The sequence below is a fragment of the Oceanicola sp. D3 genome (assembly GCF_006351965.1).
GTDB lineage: Bacteria > Pseudomonadota > Alphaproteobacteria > Rhodobacterales > Rhodobacteraceae > Vannielia.
Genome location: NZ_CP040932.1, coordinates 2,836,423 through 2,855,966, shown reverse-complemented (window position 1 = coordinate 2,855,966; position 19,544 = coordinate 2,836,423). Strand labels below are relative to the sequence as shown.

Annotated in this window: 11 protein-coding genes; 5 read left to right on the top strand and 6 right to left on the bottom strand. The window is 66.7% G+C overall.

Translation table 11 applies throughout. The features are described from left to right. Positions 1–49: 49 nt before the first annotated feature. The 4 genes from FHY55_RS14250 (at position 50) to FHY55_RS14235 (ending at position 8,604) form a co-directional block, all read left to right on the top strand. Positions 50–3,739: an Ig-like domain-containing protein gene (locus FHY55_RS14250; protein WP_210410491.1), complete on the top strand. Its 3,690-nt coding sequence runs from the start codon at positions 50–52 to the stop codon at positions 3,737–3,739. A gap of 82 nt (positions 3,740–3,821) precedes the next feature. Further along, positions 3,822–5,108, top strand: a complete 1,287-nt coding sequence (locus FHY55_RS14245; protein ID WP_168223017.1) for a TolC family protein — start codon at positions 3,822–3,824, stop codon at positions 5,106–5,108. After that, the gene (locus FHY55_RS14240; protein ID WP_254695317.1) at positions 5,105–7,402 is read left to right on the top strand and encodes an ATP-binding cassette domain-containing protein; all 2,298 of its coding nucleotides are present in this window, start codon (positions 5,105–5,107) and stop codon (positions 7,400–7,402) included. The genes FHY55_RS14245 and FHY55_RS14240 overlap by 4 nt, the downstream gene beginning before the upstream one ends. Then, the gene (locus tag FHY55_RS14235; RefSeq protein ID WP_140014830.1) at positions 7,399–8,604 is read left to right on the top strand and encodes an HlyD family efflux transporter periplasmic adaptor subunit; all 1,206 of its coding nucleotides are present in this window, start codon (positions 7,399–7,401) and stop codon (positions 8,602–8,604) included. The genes FHY55_RS14240 and FHY55_RS14235 overlap by 4 nt, the downstream gene beginning before the upstream one ends. Positions 8,605–8,619: 15 nt before the next feature. On the opposite strand, the gene FHY55_RS14230 is transcribed toward FHY55_RS14235, so the two are convergent. Genes FHY55_RS14230 through FHY55_RS14215 form a run of 4 tightly spaced genes read right to left on the bottom strand, consistent with a single transcriptional unit; the run spans position 8,620 to position 14,867 of the window. Continuing rightward, the gene (locus FHY55_RS14230) at positions 8,620–9,615 is read right to left on the bottom strand and encodes a hypothetical protein (RefSeq protein WP_140014829.1); all 996 of its coding nucleotides are present in this window, start codon (positions 9,613–9,615) and stop codon (positions 8,620–8,622) included. Between the two features lie 59 nt (positions 9,616–9,674). Further along, positions 9,675–11,900, bottom strand: a complete 2,226-nt coding sequence (locus FHY55_RS14225; protein ID WP_140014828.1) for a S8 family serine peptidase — start codon at positions 11,898–11,900, stop codon at positions 9,675–9,677. A gap of 42 nt (positions 11,901–11,942) precedes the next feature. Beyond that, complete coding sequence (locus FHY55_RS14220) at positions 11,943–13,127, bottom strand: phosphatase PAP2 family protein (protein WP_140014827.1); 1,185 nt, start codon at positions 13,125–13,127, stop codon at positions 11,943–11,945. Between the two features lie 21 nt (positions 13,128–13,148). Next, a complete protein-coding gene (locus tag FHY55_RS14215; RefSeq protein ID WP_140014826.1) occupies positions 13,149–14,867 on the bottom strand; it encodes a FlgO family outer membrane protein in 1,719 nt (572 codons plus the stop codon). 169 nt (positions 14,868–15,036) lie between these two features. Between FHY55_RS14215 and FHY55_RS14210 the strand changes: the two genes are divergently transcribed. Beyond that, positions 15,037–16,284, top strand: coding sequence for a glycerate kinase (locus FHY55_RS14210; RefSeq protein WP_140014825.1), 1,248 nt, complete (start codon positions 15,037–15,039; stop codon positions 16,282–16,284). A gap of 26 nt (positions 16,285–16,310) precedes the next feature. Here the strand turns inward: FHY55_RS14210 and FHY55_RS20560 are convergent, their stop codons facing one another. Then, the gene (locus tag FHY55_RS20560; protein WP_168223016.1) at positions 16,311–16,478 is read right to left on the bottom strand and encodes a hypothetical protein; all 168 of its coding nucleotides are present in this window, start codon (positions 16,476–16,478) and stop codon (positions 16,311–16,313) included. A 249-nt stretch (positions 16,479–16,727) separates the two neighbouring features. Then, complete coding sequence (tssH, locus tag FHY55_RS14205; protein ID WP_140014824.1) at positions 16,728–19,541, bottom strand: type VI secretion system ATPase TssH; 2,814 nt, start codon at positions 19,539–19,541, stop codon at positions 16,728–16,730. Between the last annotated feature and the right edge of the window lie 3 nt (positions 19,542–19,544).

Below are 19,544 nucleotides of genomic sequence, written 5' to 3'. Positions count from 1 at the left end.
TATAAACGCACTGGCGCATAAGACGCTGGGCTACACAAAGGCGGTTATGATGCAGGCAATTGAGTTTGTGGTCCGTGATGGCGCGGGCAACCTCTCCAATGGTACTTTCGGCAATGATGGTGTTGGCTCCCGGCTGAACGTGGGCAATGGGCAGCAAGTTTCGCTGCACCTCGCTGAAGCTGATGTGAAGAGCTACACCCGCGATGGCGACGATCTGGTGATCGAGCTGGCCGATGGGTCGATGATCCGGCTGGCGGGCTATTTCGACGGCGAGAACATGCTTTACCTCTCCAAGGGCGGCGACCTGATGGCGGTGGAGCTGACCCAAGGTGCGGATGAAGAGCTTTATGCGCTTTACCAGCACGAGGCGAGCTGGGGCAAATGGAGCCCGAGTGACGATCTGATTCACTACGAAGAGCCCGAGGTGATGGCGGCGCAGTTTGACACTGGGCTGCTTGGCCTTGGTGGCATTGGTGGCGGTGCGATCCCCGCGCTTGTGGGTGTTGGCGGTGTCATCACTGGCGTGGGTGGCGGTGACGATGGTGGCGGCGGTGGCCCCACCTATGACGTGACGGTTGAGCCGGGCGACTGGATCCTTGGCGGCGATGACGACCCCGAGCCGAGCTTCCCCGTGATCGGCACCGGCGTGCCGGGCGAGGATGTTGTGGTGACGGCGGGCGATGTGACCCAGGTTGTGACCGTGGGTGATGACGGCACCTGGGAGGTGATCTTCACCGGCGACACGCTGCCCGAAGATGGTGACTATGTGGTGGAAGTGACCACCAATGATCAGGGCGGCGACGAGGTGGTGCTGACCGGCCCGGACGTGCTGATCGACACCGTTGCCCCGGAGGTGACCTTTACCTCGGGCGTGGTTTCCACGGATGATTTCTTCAACGGCGACAGCTATGGCGACGGCGTTGTTGTCAGCGGCACCTCCGAGCCGGGCGCGACGCTGATCGTTACCGTCGGCGGCGTGGCCACCGAGCTGGTGGTGGGCGAAAGCGGCACTTGGGAGGTCACCTTTGGCCCCGACGCTGCGCCCGAGGGTGAGTATGAAGCCGATGTCAGCGTTTACGCTGTGGATGCGGTGGGCAACTCGGCCACCTATGGCGATGTGATCGTGGTGGACACGGTGGGGGGCGTCAGCTTTGACGATCTTTCCTTTGGCGGTGATTACACGATCAACGGCACCGAGGCCGAGGGCAGTATCAGCTTTACCGGCGTGACGCAGCCGGGGTCGACTGTGGTGATCAGCTTTGAGGGCACCGATTATCCGGCGACCGTGGCTGGCGATGGCAGTTGGTCTCTTACCTTTGGCCCCGGCGAGTTTCCGGGGGGTGAATACGAGGCCACGCTGGTGGCCACGGCAACCGATACCCATGGCAATGTGACCACGGCCAGCAGCAGCTGGACGGTGGACACGGTGACGAATGTCACGCTCACCCCGGGCTTTGCGGGCGCGGATGGCGTGATCAATGCCGAGGACCGCGAGGGCGGGTTGGTGCTGACGGGTAGCACCCAGCCGGGCAACGTGGTTGAGGTGCAGATTGGCGATGCGACCTATCCGGCAACCGTCAGCGCGACCGGAAGCTGGAGCCTGACGCTTGCGCCGGGTGACATCCCCGAGGGGGCCTATACCTCGCAGATTTCCGTGACCTCGACAGATGGCGCGGGCAACGTGGCCACCACCGGCGCGCCGCTCGTGGTGGACACGCTGGGCTTTGTGGAGTTTTCGGGCAATCCCGTTACCGCAGATGATGTGGTGAATGGCACCGAAGCGGGGCAGTCGATCTCGCTCACGGGCACCACGATGCCGGGCTCTTCCGTGATGATCACCATGAACGGGGCCAACTACCCTGCCGTGGTGGATGCGGGCGGCAACTGGGTTGTGACCTTCCCGCCGTCGAGCTTTCCGGCGGGGGAATACGACATGCCCGTCACCGCCACGGCCACATCGCCTGCGGGCAATGCCTCGATGGCAACGACCGTGGTGGATGTGGATACGATGGGCTGGGTGACGATTTCGGGCGCGCCGGTCACCGCTGATGACGTGGTGAATGCGGTGGAAGCGGCGGATGGCGTGACCCTCACCGGCATGACCGAGCCGGGCTCCACGGTGAACGTGCAGCTGGGCAATGTGACGGTGCCGGCCGTGGTGGCCGCCGATGGCAGCTGGACGGCAAGCTTTGCCCCGGGCCAGATTGCGCCGGGCACCTATCAGGCGCCGATCTCTGTGACCGCCACGGATGCGGCGGGCAACAGCTCGACCGCGCATGACACGCTGGCCATCGACACAGAAACCGCTGTGACGCTGAACACCCAGGTGGAAGGCGACGGCATCATCAACGAGGCCGAGGCCGCCAACGGCGTGGTGCTGACCGGCACCGGCGAGCCGGGCGCAGCGGTTCAGGTCACCTTCGCGGGGGTCACGCGACCGGCCACGGTGGATGGCGCTGGCAACTGGCAGGTGGCTTACCTCCCCGGCGACATTCCGGCGGGCGAGACCATGGCGAGCGTGTCTGTGACCGCAACGGATGCGGCGGGCAACATGGCCACGGCGGCGGGTGAGATCGAGGTGGATCGTATCATCGACCTCACGCTCGACGGGCCGATCGCGGTGGATGATATCGTCAACGAGGTCGAACATGGCGAGGGCGTGCAGCTTTCGGGCACGGTCGAGCCGGGCTCGACGGTTGAGGTCACGCTAGGCAACGCAACGCATACGGCGGTGGTGCTGGCGGATGGCACATGGTTCACCACCTTCGCGCCGCAAGAGGTGCCGGAGGGCGACTATCTGGCCAGCATCTCGGCGGTGGCAACCGACGGGGCGGGCAACATGGCCTCGATCACCGACTCGGTGCAGGTGGATACCTTTGTGGAGCCGCTGACCATTTCCACGGTTGAGGGCGACGACATCGTGAATGCCGAAGAGCAGGCCGATGGGGTGAGCTTTGCGGGCACGGTTGAGCCCGGGTCGAGCGTGATCGTCAGCTTTGAGGGCACCACCCATGCCGCAACTGTCGATGCGGCGGGCAACTGGACGGTGGCCTTTGCCGCGGGCGAGATCCCGACGGGCGAATACACCGCCGCTGCCACGGTTGTGGCCACCGATGCGGCGGGCAACACCCGCACCGAGACCACGGATGTATCGGTGGATACCGACAACCCCGATGCGCCGGTGATCCTGAGCTTCCGTCAGGGGGGCACGGGTGTGCGCGAGATTGGCGTGGATCAGAACGACGATATCACCGAAGTTCAGCAGATCGACGGCGCGGGCAATGTGTCTGCGGTGGCCTACGATCTGGAGATCGACGACGAGTGGGGCGAGGTGATCTTTGACTTCAACGAGGCGATCCCGACCGGCTCTAACCTTGTTGTCACCTCCACCGATGCGGCGGGCAACCACGCGGGCACGCTCTTCGTGATGGAAGATCCGGGCAACTCGGTGGTTGATCTTGCCAACCCGGGCCTTGGCCAGTTCGATATTCAGGCGGTGGACCTGCAGTTTGCCTCCGAGGCGGAGCTGACGATCACGGCCGATCAACTGGCGGAGCTTTCGGGCTTCACCAATGAGCTCGTCATTCACGGCGGCGATGATGACATCGTCAATGCTGCGGGGGCCACGGCCACCGGCGAGACGCGGGTGATCGAGGGCGAGAGCTACGATGTGTACACGCTGGGCGAGGGCACGCTTGTCGTCGACCAGGACATACAGGTGAACCCGGCGCTGGTGTGATCCCGTCAGCGTGGGAATGAGGTTTCCGGGACGGCGCCCACATAGAGGCGCCGCCCGGGCAGAGGCAGGGACAGGAGGCGTGATGCGCCCCGCGAGCAGAACCATATGGATGAGCTGTGCCGTGCTGGTGCTGCTGTCGGGCTGCATGGGCGGTGGCGACACTGCAGCGCGCGGCGCGAGTGACCCGGCGGCCCCGGCCCTGGGGCAGGCGGAGGCCTCCAAGAGCACCGTTATCGCAGACCTGTTGCGCCGTCGCTCGGTGATCGCGCCGGGCAGTGCCTATGCCAAGGTGGCGGGTGCGGTGCTGGAAGCCAACAGCCGCGCCGCCGAGGCCGACCTGCGCGCCGCGAAGCTGCGGGCGGTGGCGGCAGAGAAAAACTGGCTGCCCACCATCGGCCCCAGCGTTTCGCTCACCTCGCTGGGGGATCTGGTCTCCTCCATCATTCTCGATCAGGTGATCTGGCAGGGCGGCAAGAAGAAGGCCGAGCGGGCCTTTGCGGCGGCGGATGTGGAGCATGCCGCCGTGGTGCTGGCCGAAGATACCAACGCCCGCGTGCTCTCGGCCCTTTCACTCTACCTCGCTGCCGAGCAGGGCCGCGCCGAGGCGGCGGTGGCGGCGACCGGGCTGGAGCAGATGAAGCATTTCGAGTGGGTCATGGAGCAGCGGGTGAGCGGCGGCGTCTCTGACCTCTCCGAGCTTTCGGTGATGCGCCAGAAGCGGGCCGAGGTGGAGGCAACGATGAACGCGGGCGCAGAGGCGGCGGCCACCGCGCTGGCGGAGTTGAACGCGATGTCGGTGCGCCCCTTGCAAGATGTGCGGGGCCTCGGCAAGGCCAGCGTGCCCGGCGGCGAGCAGAAGGCGATTGGTGTGCTGAAGGCCGAGGCCAACAAGACACGGCTGGTGGCGCAGGCCAAGATCGAGCGTGCCGGATATCTGCCCGGCGTTTCGGCGCAGGCCGATCTCAGCAATGGCGGCGGGGCGCTGAATGTGGGCGCAGAGAACGGGCTGGGCTTTGGCACCGGCGCACGGCTGAAGGCGATCAAGGCCGCCGAGGAGGGCGCGGAGGCCAAGCTGGGGCAGGCGCGCGAAAAGAGCGCCCGTAGCCTCGCCGGGCTGCGCCAAGAGTTGGCCGCGACAGAGCGGCAGGCCGCCGAGCAGGCGACGCTCGCCGCTCAGGCCCGGCGCAATTACGAGATTTTCCGCCAGCAGTATGACGGCGGGCAGCGCAATGTGCTCGACGTGGTGAACACCTTTGAAACATGGCTGGATGCCGAAACCAAGCGCGTGGCCCTGACCCACAGGGCCGCGCTGACACATTTGAAAATCGCCGCGGAGCTGGGCCTGCTGGTGGATGGGAGCCGCATATGAACGCACCGCGCACCTCGTTGAAGCTGAAGATGAGCCGCGCCGGCATTCGCGGCGTTGTGGCGGGCAAGCAGGCATTGGGCAAGATTGCCCCGCTGGCGGCTGCGGAGGCGGCACCCGCTTCGGCGCCCGAGGCCACGCCCGCGCCAAAGCCCAAGGGCAACCCGGCGCAGCTGAAGGCCCGCGCAGAGCTGGCCGCCACCTATGCCGGTGTGCTGGGCAAGGCGCTTTTGGGGCGCGATATTGCAGAAGATATCGCGCGCAGTGGCGGGGCCGAGCGGCCGGTGACGGTGGAGGCGCTTGCAGGCGCGCTCAGCCAAGCCGGGATGCTGGCCGCCATTCGCCGCGAGGCAGAGCCGCTCCCCACCACATGGCCCGCCATCGCCCAGATGAAGCGCGGCCAGCTGGTGCTTGTGCTCTCGCAGCAGGGCGATGAGCTGACGGTCTATGACACCACCGGGCCGGACAATCGCACGGTGGTGCCGGTGGAAGAATTTGCCCCGCATTATGCGGGCCGGGTGCTGAAAGCCGAGATGCCGCTGGCCGAGGTGGCCGCCGCCCATGACACCGGCGCGAAGCAGCCCCATTGGTTTTGGGGCGAGTTCCCGCGCTTTCGTCGCTATATCGCCGAGATCGCCATTGGCTCCCTCGTCGCCAACCTGCTTGCCGTTTCGGTCGCCCTGTTTTCCCTCCAGGTGTACGACCGGGTGATCCCGCACCAGAGCATGGCCACCCTCTGGGTGCTGGCTCTGGGCGCGGGGCTTGCTATTTTGCTTGAAGGCCTGCTGAAGCTCGCCCGCTCGCGCCTGATGGATGGTGGCGGGCGGACCATTGAGTTGAGCGTTCAGCGCCTGCTGATGAGCCGGGTGGTGGGGATGCGCTCTGACAAGCGCAGCCAGTCGCCCTCGGAGCTGTTTGCCACGATGCGCGAGTTTGGCTCGGTGCGCGAGTTTTTCACCGCGGGCACCATCGGGACGCTGACGGACCTGCCATTCATCGGCCTGTTCCTGCTGCTGGTTGCGGCGATTGCCGGCCCGGTGGTGTGGGTGCTGATCATCGGCGGGGTGCTGATGGTGCTGCCCGGCTGGTTCCTCCAGCGGCGGATGATGCAGCTGACCCGCGAGACGCAGGGCGCCAATGTGAAGGCGGGCCGGGTGCTGCATGAGGCGATCTACGAGTTGGACACGATCAAGGCGCAGCGCGGCGAAGACCGGCTGATGCGGGCTTGGGACGAGCTGAACGCGCTCTCCTCGCTGAAATCCTCCGAGCAACGCCGCCTATCTGCCGCGCTCACTTTCTGGAGCCAGGGCGTGCAGCAGGCCACCTATGTGGCCGCCGTGGTGCTGGGCACTTTCCTTGTTTTCGCAGGCGACTTTACCGTGGGCACCATCATTGCCGTGGGCATCCTGACGAGCCGCACCCTTGCGCCGCTGAGCCAGCTTGCGGCCACCATGTCGCGCTGGTCGAATGTGAAGCACGCTCTGAGCGGCCTTGATGCGGTGGCCGAGGCACCGCAGGACGTGGCCGAGGGGCGCAAATATCTGCGGCGTGAGCATCTGAAGGGCAGCTACACCTTGCTGGGCACGCGCTTTGCCTATGACGAAGAGGCCGCGCCGGTGGTGGATATCTCTGCGCTGCAACTGAACGCGGGCCAGACGCTGGCAGTGCTGGGCTCCAACGGCTCTGGCAAATCGACGCTGATGAAGCTGCTCACCGGGCTTTATGCGCCCACCGAAGGGCGGGTGATGCTGGATGGCACCGACATTGGCCAGATCGCCCCCGCCGACCTGCGCCGTGGCATCGGCTACCTTGCGCAGGATGTGCGGCTGGTGGCGGGCACCCTGCGGGACAACCTCAACATGCACCTGCTGGAGCGCGATGATGACCGGCTGTTGGCGGCGCTGGACTTTGCCGGGCTGGGGCAATTTGTGCGCAGCCACCCCAAGGGGCTGGATCTGGATATTCGCGATGGCGGCGAGGGCCTGAGCGTAGGCCAGCGGCAGGGTGTGGGCTGGGCGCGGCTCTGGCTGCAAGATCCGCGTGTGCTGCTGCTCGACGAGCCGACGGCGGCCTTTGATCAGGCGCTGGAGGCGCAGATCGTGGCGCGGCTGGGTGAATGGCTGAAGGGGCGCACGGCGGTGATCGCAACGCACCGGCTGCCGATCCTGTCGCTGGCCGAGCGGATCGTGGTGCTTGGGCAGGGGCGGATCGTGGTGGATGGCAGCAAGGATGAGGTGCTGGCGCATCTCAAGCAGAGCGGCGCGGCCAAGCGCCTGCCGCTGGGCGGTGCCGCATGAGCGCTCGGAGCGCCTCTGGCTCTTCGGGGGGCGGCACCGGCTTTGACGCCCAGCTTGAAACCCGCCTCAACCGCCCCTCGCGGCTGATCTGGACTGTGGTGGCGGCGGTGGTGATCTTTCTGCTCTGGGCGGGTTTTGCCAAGGTGGATGAGATCGTGCGCGCCCCGGCAGAGCTTGTTTCGTCATCGCGCCCGCAGATCATCCAGAACCTCGAGGGCGGCATTCTGGCCGATCTGGCGGTGAGCGAGGGGGATGAGGTGGCCCCCGGCGATGTGCTGGCGCGGCTGCAGGGCACGGGCTTTCAGACCAACGTCGATGACATCCGTGACAAGATCACCGGGCTGGAGATCCGCCGCCTCAGGCTGGAGGCGGAGCTGGAGGGGATGTTTGACTTTACGGTGCCGGAGGCGCTGGCGGAGCGCAGCCCCGAGATTGTTGCCTCCGAGCGGGCATTGCTGGCCGCGCGGCAGGCGGATTACACCGCCCGCGCCGATGGCGCCCGCGCGGTGCTGGCGCAGGCCGAGGAAGAGAACCGGCTGATGGAACGGATGCTGGAGCAGAAGGTGGTGGCGCTGATCGAGGTCACACGCACCCGCAAGGCCGCCTCGGATGCGCGCGCGCGCTACGACGAGGTGGTGAGCACTGCAGAGCTGCGCCGTGCGGATGAATATGCCGAGACGCTGAAGGAACTGGCGAGCCTGCGCCAACAACTCAGGATCAGCGCCGACCAGTTGGCGCGGACCGAGATCAAATCACCGATGAAGGGGATCGTGAACAAGATCTCCGTGTCCACCATCGGTGGCGTGGTGCGGCCCGGCGAGGAGATTTTGCAGATCGTGCCGCTGGGTGATGACCTGTTCGTGGAGGCACGGGTGAAGCCGCGCGACATTGCCACCGTGCGCCCCGGCCAGCCTGCGACCATCAAGCTCTCGGCCTATGATTACACCATCTATGGCTCGCTGAAGGGGGAGGTTTACTTTGTCTCCGCCGACACGTTCAAGGATGAGCGCCGCCCCGAGACCGAGCCGCATTACAAGGTGGTTCTGAAGATCGACGACAGCGCCCGCACCGCACGGCAGGCCAGCATGGAGATGCGGCCCGGGCTGGTGGCGGATGTGGAGTTGCACACCGGCGAGAAGACCATCCTGAGCTACCTCACCAAGCCGCTGACCAAGGCGGGCGAGGCCTTTCACGAGCCATAGGTCGCGGCGGGGCCGTCAGGCCAGTGCCGTCTCCCAAGCCTGCAGCGTGCCTTCGGGCGGGGGGCTGTTTTCATCATGCGCCATCGCGGCGTTGCCTGCGTGGGCGATGAGGCCGACGATGCCTTCGGCCAGCAGCCGTGCACCTAGCGGGCCAAGCCGCCCTTCGGAGGCCAGCAGCGCCTTTTCGCGCCAAAGGTAAAACCACAGCGGCGTGCGCTTGTGCAACTCGTCCTCGACCAGCACCGCGCCTGCATCGCCCCGACTGAGATCGGCGGGTTCGAGGCGGGGCATCAGGGGGAAGCGTGCTTTGCGTGTGGCATCGGACTGGCGCAGGGCCGTCAGCACGCCCTGCGCGGTGGGAATGTTCAGCCAGTAGTTGATGGCAAGGTGGCGCGACGAGGGTTGGCGGAAGGGGGCCGCCGAGAGCAGCGCCGCTGCAAACTCCAGCGGCATCGCCGGCCCCTCGGGTGCATTGGTGAAGAGCGGCGCGCGGGCCTCGCGCACGGCAGAGACCATGGCACCATCGCAGAGCGCGGGCAGCAGCCGGTTGAGCAGCAGCCAGTGCAGTGCGGCGGCCGGATCGGGCAGGGCAGCGAGCGCCTGTTGCACCCGCGTGGCGGGCGGCGGCAGCACCGGGTCGGGCCGGGGGGCAAAGGGGGTGGCCTGCACGAGGTAATGCGACATTGCTTCGCGGTCGAGCGGCAGCAGGGCCTCACTGGCAAAGTCGGGTGGGCTGATGCGGGCGCGTTCGGTGGTGACGAAGCAGAGCGCGGCCTGCGCGGCGAGCGGCACAAGGGCCAGCGCCTCGGTGCGGGTGCCGCCCCATGCGATCTCCTCGCCATCCATCGCGTTGCCGAGCCGGGTGAGCAGCTGGTTGAGCCCCAGCCGCTCTTCATCGGCGGCATCGGGAAAGAAATACCCCGGACGAAGCGCCCAATCCGGTGCTGTATCGGTGTCGGGTGCGGTGTCGGGGCGGGGCCCGACGTCTCCGTTGGCGAGACAGATCTTCAACTCAAATGTCCTTCAACTGGCCCCTGAAAATACGATTGGGCCGATATGCGCTGCATTAACTATCGCTGCCCGGCCACGCTGCCCGGCTGCGGGGGGAGGGCGCGGGCACCAAGCCGCGCCACATGCTGGGTTTCGTTGGCCGCTGGCCAGAGAGCGGGGCCGGGAGGCGCGAGGCCGAGGTAGGTGTTGGCCAGATAGCGCGCGTATTGCGGCGCGGCGACGGAGCTTCCGTTCATCGGCATCCGGCTGCCCGAGGCCGCACCGGCGCCGATCACGCCGGGGCAGACGGCGGAACGGTCGCCCTCGGCGGAGTGGTCGGGCTTGCGCATCGGGGCGGTGGCGGCGGCGGCATAGGGCGCGGCGGCCCGTGGAGGGTGCCCGGCCAGAGGCGCATAGCCGGGCGCACCGGGCAGATCGCCAAGCGCGGCAAAGCCCTTGGCCAGCCGTTCGTCGCGCGTTGTCGAGGGGCCGACCACCTTGCTCGCCCGGCCGGTTGCAATGCCGTTGAGGCTGCCCTCGCGCTTTACCACTGAGGAGCCGCTATCATAGACGGCCACGCCGCCCATCGCATCCCAGCGCTGGTAGGCCGGGTCATCGAAGTAGCTTTGCCGCCCCTGTCGCCGGTAGCCGAGGGGGGCGTCATCGCGCTGGATCCAGGCTTCGATACGCTCGCCCTCGGAAATCCGCGCGCGCAGCTCCACCGTCCAGAGGCCGGAGGGCGCGCCGGGGCGGGCGACGGCGGCGGGCATGCAGGAGGGGGCGAGGGCGATGAGCACGCGCTTTTTGCGGGCGATGCCGTCGAGCGCCTTCTGGCCCTTCTGCCGGTCAAGCGAGATGCGCCCGATGACGGCGGTCGGGTCTGCGGCCTCGTGGATCACCACGGCCTGGGCGGCGTTGAGGCCGGTGACGCGTGTGGGCGTGCCGCCGGGCGGGGTGAGCCAAAGTTCCACCCCGGCGGCGTTGCGCGGCATCCAGAGCTCAAGGAAATTGGAGCTCTCATCCCCCGGCTGCACGCGCCAAGGCAGGGTGAGGGCGGTTTTGGAAGTGCGGCCAGCCGCGCCGCCTGTCACCTCGGCGTGGCCGCGCGCCAGAAGCCGGTTGCCGGAGGGCAGCACCACCTCCACCTCGGCCCGCCCCGGCTTGGTCGGGAACTGCCGCGCCAGCCGTTCGATATGGGCCTGCACCAGCGTATCAATCGCCCGCTCCAGAAAGTGCAGCCCGTTGTGCGGCCCGCCGGAGAGCGAATAGGAAAAGTTGATGACCACCGGGATCGGGAAGCCCTCGGCCAGTGACATCAGCCAGGCCCGGTCAAGGATATGCGCCGCGCCCGCCAGCACGAAGGGCGACATGAAGGCCCCGGATGTGGCCATGGTGACGGCGGCGGGCAGTTGCACGGTGAGCAGGCGCAGATGGTCTGGGCCGTCGCCCGCCGCGAGCGAGGCGACATGGGTGCCGTGCGAGAGGCGTTGGGCCACGGTATGCACGCCCGCGCGGGTAAAGTCGCCAAGGCCGAGAGCGGCGAGACGGTCGACCTCGGGTTTGGGGCCTGCGGCAAGCTCGGCGTCGATCTCTGCTTTGGTCAGCTCGCGCCCGAAGGGCACGGTGGTGGGGCCGGTGGGCGCGGCGGCGTCTTGCACCCATGCAAAATCCACCCGGGTGCCGCCGGACGCATCGTGGAAGGCGCTGTGGGCCGGGTTGATGCCGTCGTCGATCACGCCGACGATGGTTGCCGTGGCTTCGGGCAGGCCCTGCGCGGTGTATTCCATCACCCACTGGGTGCCGGTGGGCAGGGAGACCTTGCGCAGCGGAGCGCGAAAGCGGAGCGTGTCACGCGAGGCTGTGCGCGCCTCGTCTTCGGCTTCCTCAGCCTCGGCCTCTGCCAGCTCGCCCGCCTCGTCCATGTCAGGCGGCGCCGCCAGCTGCCTCTTGCCGCCCTCGGCCGGGGCCAGCAGACTGAAGTTGTTTTTCTCCGGGTCAAAGGGCGCGATGGATTGGAAGGTGCCCTGCGCGCTTTCGGTATTGCCGTCGATGTTGACCGACCGGGTGAGCAGCACCACGTCAGTGTCGCCCTCCATGCGGAAGGGCTCGGGCAGATCCTCGATGTCACCCGCCTGCATGGTGTCGACGGTGAACATGTAGCGGAAGTCCTGCGGATCATCGCGGTCTTCGGTTGCGGTCAGGTCGAACTCCAGCGCGTAGCGGAGCGACCATGCCGAGTAGGGATCGAACATCGCGGTGACGCTTTCAGGGTCGTCCTCGGGGGTGAAGCTGAGCGTGTCGGGCATGGCGCGGGCCTTTGTTGGGGTGGGGAGGGCAGGGGCGAAGGATCAGGCGTCTGCCCATTCCTTCCGCGCCTCCGACCAGAGCCAGGAGAGCATCGGCGCGGGTGACACCCCGGCCACGGCTGCGCCGCGTGTGATCAGCGTGCCGTGGGCCTTGGGCGCATCCGCCGCGAGGTCGTAGACCTTGGACAGGTGATAGTCTTCATCGCCGATGCCGACGCCGTTGAACTCTGCCTCCGACACCGCCGCGCCGTTGGCTCCGGCCCGCTGGGCGAGATAATCGGCCAGCGTGAAGCCAAGCGTGGCCCCGGCGAAGTTGTCTGCCGGAAAGTGCACCCCGGCGACCGTGCGGTTGACGGTGATGCGCGCTGCCGTGGCCATCAGCAGCTCGCTTTGCTTGGGCAGGGCGGCCTTGCCCTTCAGCAGATGGATCAGCAGCCGGGCGACACAGTGGCTTTCGGTGGCGTGGCCCGAGGGCAGGGCGCCGTGGCCGGGCGTGGGGATTAGCGGCATCATCTGGGCCGAGAAGCGATCGGGGCGCAGGCAGGCGAGGCGCTGCTTGAACTGCATCTCGGTGCTGATGGTCGCCGCCTGAACCACGCCGATCAGCTCCAGCGTATATTTGTGGATCCCCGCCCGCAGCCCGAGAATGGGTTGGAAGAAGGTCATGGCGTAGCCGACCTGATTGAAGATCTCCGCGGCCCGGTCGACCCGCAGGTCGGCGTAGTTGTGCACCACCGCCGTTTGGGCGAGGAAATCATCGGGGGAGGGGCGGGTGAGTTTGACGAGACGTTTGTATTCGGTTCCGGGCGGGGTATCGGCATCGCCGCCGGAGGTTTCGAGGTGGAAGGCCGCGCAGCTCTCGCCCGATCCGGTGACGCCGATGGAGCCGACGACCTCGCCGAGGATCATGTTGAGGCGCTCGGTGGTGCCCCATTCGGAGAGGGTTGCCACATCATTGGCGGGCATTTGCGTGGGGGCGTTGGCGAGGGCCTCGTAGGGCCCGGCAATCCCGTCCCGGCTGGTGAGGATCGAGCCGGACATGCCGGGCGAGTAGCCGCCGCCCACGCCAGCCACGCCCGCGACACCGGCAACCCCGGCAACCCCGGCGACACCTGCCACACCGGCAACGCCAGCAACCCCGGCAACGCCTGCCACCCCAGCGACACCCGCGACACCCGCGACGCCAGCAACACCGGCCACTCCGGCGGAAGTTGAAGCAATAGACATCCTGAAAATCCCCTTGTTGAACTAGTTCGGTATTCCAGCCTCCCGAAGGGCGCTGGCCCAGGTTCGCCCGCTCTCGTAATCGGCGGCGGGGTGATCCCTGAGGTAATTTCTGATGGTGAAGGACGGGTCGGCCCGCAGCAGGGTTTCCGCGGTTTCGCGGGCCTCCTGCATACGGCCGAGCTGGTGCAGCGCCACCACGCGCGCGCGCTGGCTGGAGGCGTGGCGGCGGTTGGCGCGGATCGAGCGATCGGCCAGCGCCAGCGCGCCCTCCGGGTCGCCCGCCGTCAGCTTGGCGGCGGCGGAGAGCGCATCATAGAAATAGGCCTGCGGATCGAGCGGCGAGAGCGCCCGGGCACGGTTGGTGAAGGTCACGGCCTTGCTGCCATCGTCGGTGAAGGCGTGGAGCACGCCCTTGAGCAGCCATGCCATGGCGTTGTTCGGATCCAGCTCGATAGCCTCGTCAAACCGGCGCATGGCAACGTCGTGGCGCTTGAGCAGGTTGTTGTTGACCAGCCCGTCCATGGTGAGCGCAAAGGAGCTGTCGGGCTGGAGATCGAGCGCGCGGGCGGTGTGGACGCGGGCATTGACGGCATCTTCATCCAGCCGCGACGACCAGCCCTGAACCACCGAGAGCACATGCCACTTGCCCATCCAGCTGTGCAGCACGGGGCTATCGGGCACGCGCTCGATGACCTCTTCGAGATAGGTCTTGGACTTGGCGAAGCTTTGCACCGAAAGCCGGTGCATGAGGGTGATCGAGCTCATCAGCAGGGCGTGGCTGTCGACATCGGGCAGCGGTGAGGTGGCGGCAAGGTCGAGCGAGGTATCCATCACCGCCCGGCCTATCTCGGCAGAGAGGCCACCGACCAGCTCGTCGCCGCCGCGCAGAAAATCAGACATCGAGCTGGTCAGCTCGCGGGTCCAGCTGATGCGGCCTGTCTTGATGTCGATGAAGTCGGCGTTGAGCATCATCTTGTCGCCTTGGGTGCGGTAGTTTCCGGCGACCACGTAATCGGCGTCGAGCTTGTCGCGGATCTCTTCCAGCGCCACCGAGCGGGCATCGAGCGTGCGGCAGGAGAGGTGCGAGATCACATCGAGCATGTGCGAGCGTGAGAGCGACCGACTGATCTCTTCGGAGAGCATGTCGCCCAGCTGCACCGGCCCCTGATAGCCACGCGCAGTGGCGAAGGGCAGGATGGCGATGGAGGGTTGCAGGTGAATCCCGCGATTGAGGATTTCCTGCGCCACGCGCCCGGGCCTTGTGCGGGCCACGGCTGAAAGCACGGTGCGGTTGCTTTTGCGCTGGCCCTCGATCCACTCTTCAAAGCCGTCTTCGGCGATTTCGGTGCCTTCTAGAAAGTCGCCATCTTCGAGCGTGCCGGTGATGCGGATGCGTTCGAGGTGCAGGCTGATCTCGGAATTGTTTACCTCGAAGAGATCGTTGAAATCTTCGCCGAAGAGGTTGCGCAGGTCGGTCAAGGCGCGGCGCAGGGAGGCCCGGCCATGCTCGTGCCCGGAGCGGCCCCAGAGCATATCTTGCAGCCAGGCGCGGGTGCGGGTGCCTTCGGGTGCCGTGGCCAGCATGGCCAGCATGGCGCGGATCTTGGTGGAACGGACGCGAATATCATCGCCGTCTTCCCAAGATAGCGCGAACACCCCGAATAGCCGGATGCACATGACCCGCACATCGACAGCCTGTGTCGCGGCGCTTGGCTGCTGTGCTTCCTGCGGCTGAGTCATCAGACGTCCCCCTGGCAATGACGTAAGGTTAACCAGATGAAGCCTCTTGAGAAGGTGGCTTCACGCTTTATTCACGATACCTGTTAACGCCCATCAGCGCGACTTTTTTGGGCGCGGGGTGAAAGGTTTGGCACTGGTGCTTCGGAAGTGACTGGGCGAGGGTAGGGGCATGGCAGAAGAAAGTGAGAGAGCGTTTGCCGCACGTGCGGCGGTGCGGGCGGAGGCAGAGCTGATCTTCCGCGCAGGGGTTGCGGCAGCCGATCCGGAGGCTGCGGTGGCGCGTGCGCTGGAGGCGGAGGGCTGGCAGGGGCGCATGGTGATCGCCGTGGGCAAAGCGGCGCCGTCGATGATGCGCGCGGCGCTGGCCCGCGTTGGGCCGGTCGAGGCGGCGCTGGTGGTGACCAACCCGGAAAACGCCTGCGAGGTGCCCGGTGCCCGGGTGATGCAGGCCGCCCATCCGGTGCCCGACGCGGGCGGGCTGGCGGCTGGCGAAGCGGTGCTGGAACTGCTGGCACAGGCCGGGCCAGAAGACAGGGTGCTGGCGCTCATCTCTGGCGGCGGCTCGGCGCTGCTGCCCGCGCCGGTGGAGGGCGTGAGCCTTGAGGACAAGGCCGCGGTAAACGCGGCGCTGCTGGCCTCGGGCGCGGATATTCACCAGATGAACCTCGTGCGCCAGCAGCTTTCACGCCTCAAGGGCGGTGGCTTTTTGCGGGCGGCGGCCCCGGCACAGGTGCGGGCGCTGATCTTGTCGGATGTGCTGGGCGATGACCTTTCGACCATCGCATCGGGCCCCACCGCCCCGCCTATTGGCACCCGCGAAGAGGCCGTGGCGCTCTGCGAGACGTTGGGCATTTGGGCCGGGCTGCCGGCCTCTGTTCGGGCGCATCTAGAGGCCGAAGCACCGGAGTTGCCCGCCCTGCCGCCGGCACAGAACGAGATTGTCGGCTCCAACGGGGTGAGCCTTGCCGCAATGGCGCGGGCCGCGCCGGGCGCACGGGTGGTGCAGGAGGCGTTGGAAGGCGACGTGAACGCGGCGGCGCAGGTGGTGGTAGAGGCCGGAAACGATGGCCCCGGGATCATCCTCTTTGGCGGCGAAACGACGGTGCGGCTGGGCGAAGACCCCGGGCTGGGCGGGCGCAATCAGCAACTGGCGCTAAAGGTGGCCGAGCTGGCCGACTGGCCGGGAGACTGGGTGTTTCTCAGCGGCGGCACCGATGGCCGGGACGGGCCGACCGATGCGGCGGGCGGCATGGTGGACCATGGCACCAAGGCGCGTATGGAGGCGGCAGGCAAGAGCCCGGCGGACTACCTTGCGCGCAACGATGCCTATCACGGGCTGAAGCTGACGGGGGATCTGCTGATGACTGGCGCGACCGGCACCAACGTGGCCGATCTGCAGGTGTTGATCCGGCGGTAAAGGTAGGGCTCAGGCCCTGCCGCGCGTTACTCGCCTTCGTGGCCCTCTGGCCCGGTGTCGATCAGCCAGCCGCCGGGGCCGGCGACGCTGTCGGGCAGAAAATGCGACACGGTATAGAGAACTTCGCGCAGCAGAACGCAGACGAGAAATGCTGAAATCACCTGTCCGATGGTGATGGTGTAAAGAAATTCCATGGGTCCACTCCCCTATACCGATAGGGGCAAGCTCGCTGGCAAATGGGGCGAAATAGAGACGGGCGGTGGACGTGGAAGGGGCCTTTTGCGGGGTTTTTCGGTGTTCCGCTACGTCACTTTTGGAGCTGCCGGAGGAGAAGGGCGCGCTTTGCGAGGCATGGGGCTGGATGAATAAAGGGGCAAGCTTGGTGGCTTGCCCCTATTGCTGTGCGGGTCTGCTCGGCGTGGGCAGATTGCCCACCCTACGGATCAGGCGAGCTGGTAGTCGAAGGCGTCGTCCTTCACATCGACCGTCACCGATGCCAGTTCTTCGCCGCCCACGGCCTTTTCGAGGATCGCGCGGGAGAGGTCGGGCAGGATGGTTTGGGTGATGATGTTGTCGATCATTCGGCCGCCCGAGTCCGGGTCGTTGCACTGGCTGACGATGTGGTCGATCACCGTGTCGGTATAGGTCATCGTTGCGTTGTGGTTGCCCTTCACGCGCTTGACGATGGAGCCGAGCTTGAGCTTGGTGATCATCGCCAGCACATCCTTGGAGAGCGGGTAGTAGGGGATGGTGACGATCCGGCCCAGCAGCGCGGGCGGGAAGACCTCGAGCAGCGAGGGCTTGAGCGCATCGGCCAGCGCCTCGGCATCGGGCCGGGCCTCGCCTTGGGCGCACATGTCCATGATCACATCGGTGCCCGCGTTGGAGGTGAGCAGGATCAGGCAGTTCTTGAAGTCGATGGAGCGGCCCGAGCCGTCTTCCATGTGGCCCTTGTCGAAGACCTGAAAGAAGAGCTCATGCACATCGGGGTGGGCCTTTTCGACCTCATCGAGAAGCACAACGGAGTAGGGCTTGCGGCGCACGGCCTCGGTGAGGCGGCCGCCTTCGCCGTAACCGACGTAGCCCGGAGGGGCGCCTTTGAGCAGGGCGACGGTGTGGGCTTCCTGATACTCCGACATGGCGATGGTGATGACGTTTTGCTCGCCGCCATAGATCGCCTCGGCCAGCGCCAGCGCGGTTTCGGTCTTACCGACGCCGGAGGGACCGGCGAGCATGAAGACACCGATGGGCTTGCCCGGGTTGTCGAGCTTGGCGGTGGAGGTTTCGATCCGCTTGGCGATCATCTCCAGCCCGTGATCCTGCCCGCAGACGCGCTCTTTGAGGCGGTCGGCGAGGGTGAGGATGGCTTGCAGCTCGTCGGCCACCATGCGGCCCACGGGGATGCCTGTCCAATCGCCCACGACCGAGGCGACGGCCTGATAGTCGACGTGGGAGTAGATCATCCGGTCGTCGGCGTCGCGGGCATCGAGCTCGGCCACCTTGGTGGCGAGCGCCTCGCGCAGCTTGGCGGCATCGTCGCCGGTGGCGGGGGCGGCGTGTTCGGCGGGGATTTCGACCGGCTCGGCGGCAGGGGCGGCCTCTTCGGCGGCTTCGCCTTCGGCTCCGGCGGCCTCATCGGCGGCGTCCTGCGCCTCATGCGCCTCCTCGGGGGTGGGGGGCACCTCGCCGGGCTCGTCGACGGGCAGCTTGGTGGAGCCTTCGCCGGTGAGCTGGGCGCGCAGCTCCAGCACCTCTTGCACGATGGCCTTTTCATCCTCGTACATCTTCTCGGCGGCGGCGAGATCGGCCTTGGCCTTCTCGATCTCCTCCTTCACTTCGGTGATCCGCTCTTCGGCGGTTTCGCCCAGCTCGGACTGGCGCTCTTTGCCCAGAAGCTCGGCCTCGTACTTGGAGATGGTTGCCTTGAGGTCGGCCACCTTTGCGGGGGTGGTGGATTGCGAGATCGCCACGCGGGCCGAGGCGGTATCGAGCAGGCTCACCGCCTTGTCGGGCAGTTGCCGGGCGGGGATGTAGCGGCTGGAGAGCTGGACGGCGGCAACGATGGCCTCGTCAGAGATGCGCACCTTATGGTGGTTCTCCATCGGGGCCATGATGCCGCGCAGCATGTAGCAGGCGCGCTCGATATCGGGCTCATCGACGGTGATCGGCTGGAAGCGGCGGGTGAGGGCCGGGTCTTTCTCGAAGTACTTCTGATACTCCATCCAGGTGGTCGCGCCGATGGTGCGCAGCGTGCCACGCGCCAGCGCGGGCTTCATCAGGTTGGCGGCATCGCCGGTGCCGGCGGCCCCGCCTGCGCCGATGAGGGTGTGGGTTTCGTCGATGAAGAGGATGATCGGGGTGGCCGAGCCCTGCACCTCGTCGATGAGCTGGCGCAGGCGCTGCTCGAACTCGCCCTTCATCGAAGCACCGGCCTGCATCAGGCCCATGTCGAGGGACATCAGCCGGTTGCCTTGAAGCTGGGGCGGCACGTCGCCCGAGGCGAGACGCTGGGCGAAGCCCTCGACCACGGCGGTTTTGCCAACGCCCGCCTCGCCGGTGAGGATCGGGTTGTTCTGGCGGCGGCGCATCAGCACGTCGATGATATTGCGGATCTCGTCGTCGCGGCCCACGATCGGGTCCATCTTGCCCGAGCTGGCCTGCGCGGTGAGGTCGACGCAGTAGCGATCCAGCGCGCCGGTGCCCTTGGAGGCGGTGTCACCGCCCTCGCCGCCGCCGCCACCGGAGGACAGGCCGGAGCCGTCCATCGGGCGCTGATCTTCCTCTTCGGACATGGCCCAGACGCCGCGCGCGTCATTCACCATCGTCTCCACGTTCAGCCCGCCGAGGGTAGGGGAACATTCCTTGAGGGCGCGGAGCAGTTCCTTGCTCTTCAGCGTGGCGACCAGCAGGTGGCCGGTGCGGATTTGCGGCTCTGCGAAGAGCAGGGTGCCGTAGTGCCAGCCGCGATCCAGCAGGTCGATCACCCCGTCGGCAAAGCCGGGCATCTCGGTGACGTTCTTGCGGTAGTCGTCGATCTTTTTCTGAAGCTCGCCAAGCACCTTGGAGCGGTCGATGGAGTAGTTTTGCAGGGCAACGGAAATGTCGCTCTTTTCATTGGCCACCATGTGGAAAAACCAGTGGCTTATCTCGACGTTGCGGTTGCCCTCGCTGCGCGCGTGGCGGTGGGCTTTCATGAAAGCGTCATAGCCGGAGCGGTTGAGCTTTCCGGCGACTGTTTCGAGGCTCACGTCTGACATTGT

Excerpts from the sequence above, each read along its gene's own strand:
- FHY55_RS14220 (WP_140014827.1), bottom strand. The coding sequence starts at position 13,127 with ATGTCTATTGCTTCAACTTCCGCCGGAGTGGCCGGTGTTGCTGGCGTC.
- tssH (WP_140014824.1), bottom strand. The coding sequence starts at position 19,541 with ATGTCAGACGTGAGCCTCGAAACAGTCGCCGGAAAGCTCAACCGCTCC.
- FHY55_RS14225 (WP_140014828.1), bottom strand. The coding sequence starts at position 11,900 with ATGCCCGACACGCTCAGCTTCACCCCCGAGGACGACCCTGAAAGCGTC.
- FHY55_RS14210 (WP_140014825.1), top strand. The coding sequence starts at position 15,037 with ATGGCAGAAGAAAGTGAGAGAGCGTTTGCCGCACGTGCGGCGGTGCGG.
- FHY55_RS14250 (WP_210410491.1), top strand. The coding sequence starts at position 50 with ATGCAGGCAATTGAGTTTGTGGTCCGTGATGGCGCGGGCAACCTCTCC.
- FHY55_RS14235 (WP_140014830.1), top strand. The coding sequence starts at position 7,399 with ATGAGCGCTCGGAGCGCCTCTGGCTCTTCGGGGGGCGGCACCGGCTTT.
- FHY55_RS14215 (WP_140014826.1), bottom strand. The coding sequence starts at position 14,867 with ATGACTCAGCCGCAGGAAGCACAGCAGCCAAGCGCCGCGACACAGGCT.
- FHY55_RS14240 (WP_254695317.1), top strand. The coding sequence starts at position 5,105 with ATGAACGCACCGCGCACCTCGTTGAAGCTGAAGATGAGCCGCGCCGGC.
- FHY55_RS14245 (WP_168223017.1), top strand. The coding sequence starts at position 3,822 with ATGCGCCCCGCGAGCAGAACCATATGGATGAGCTGTGCCGTGCTGGTG.
- FHY55_RS20560 (WP_168223016.1), bottom strand. The coding sequence starts at position 16,478 with ATGGAATTTCTTTACACCATCACCATCGGACAGGTGATTTCAGCATTT.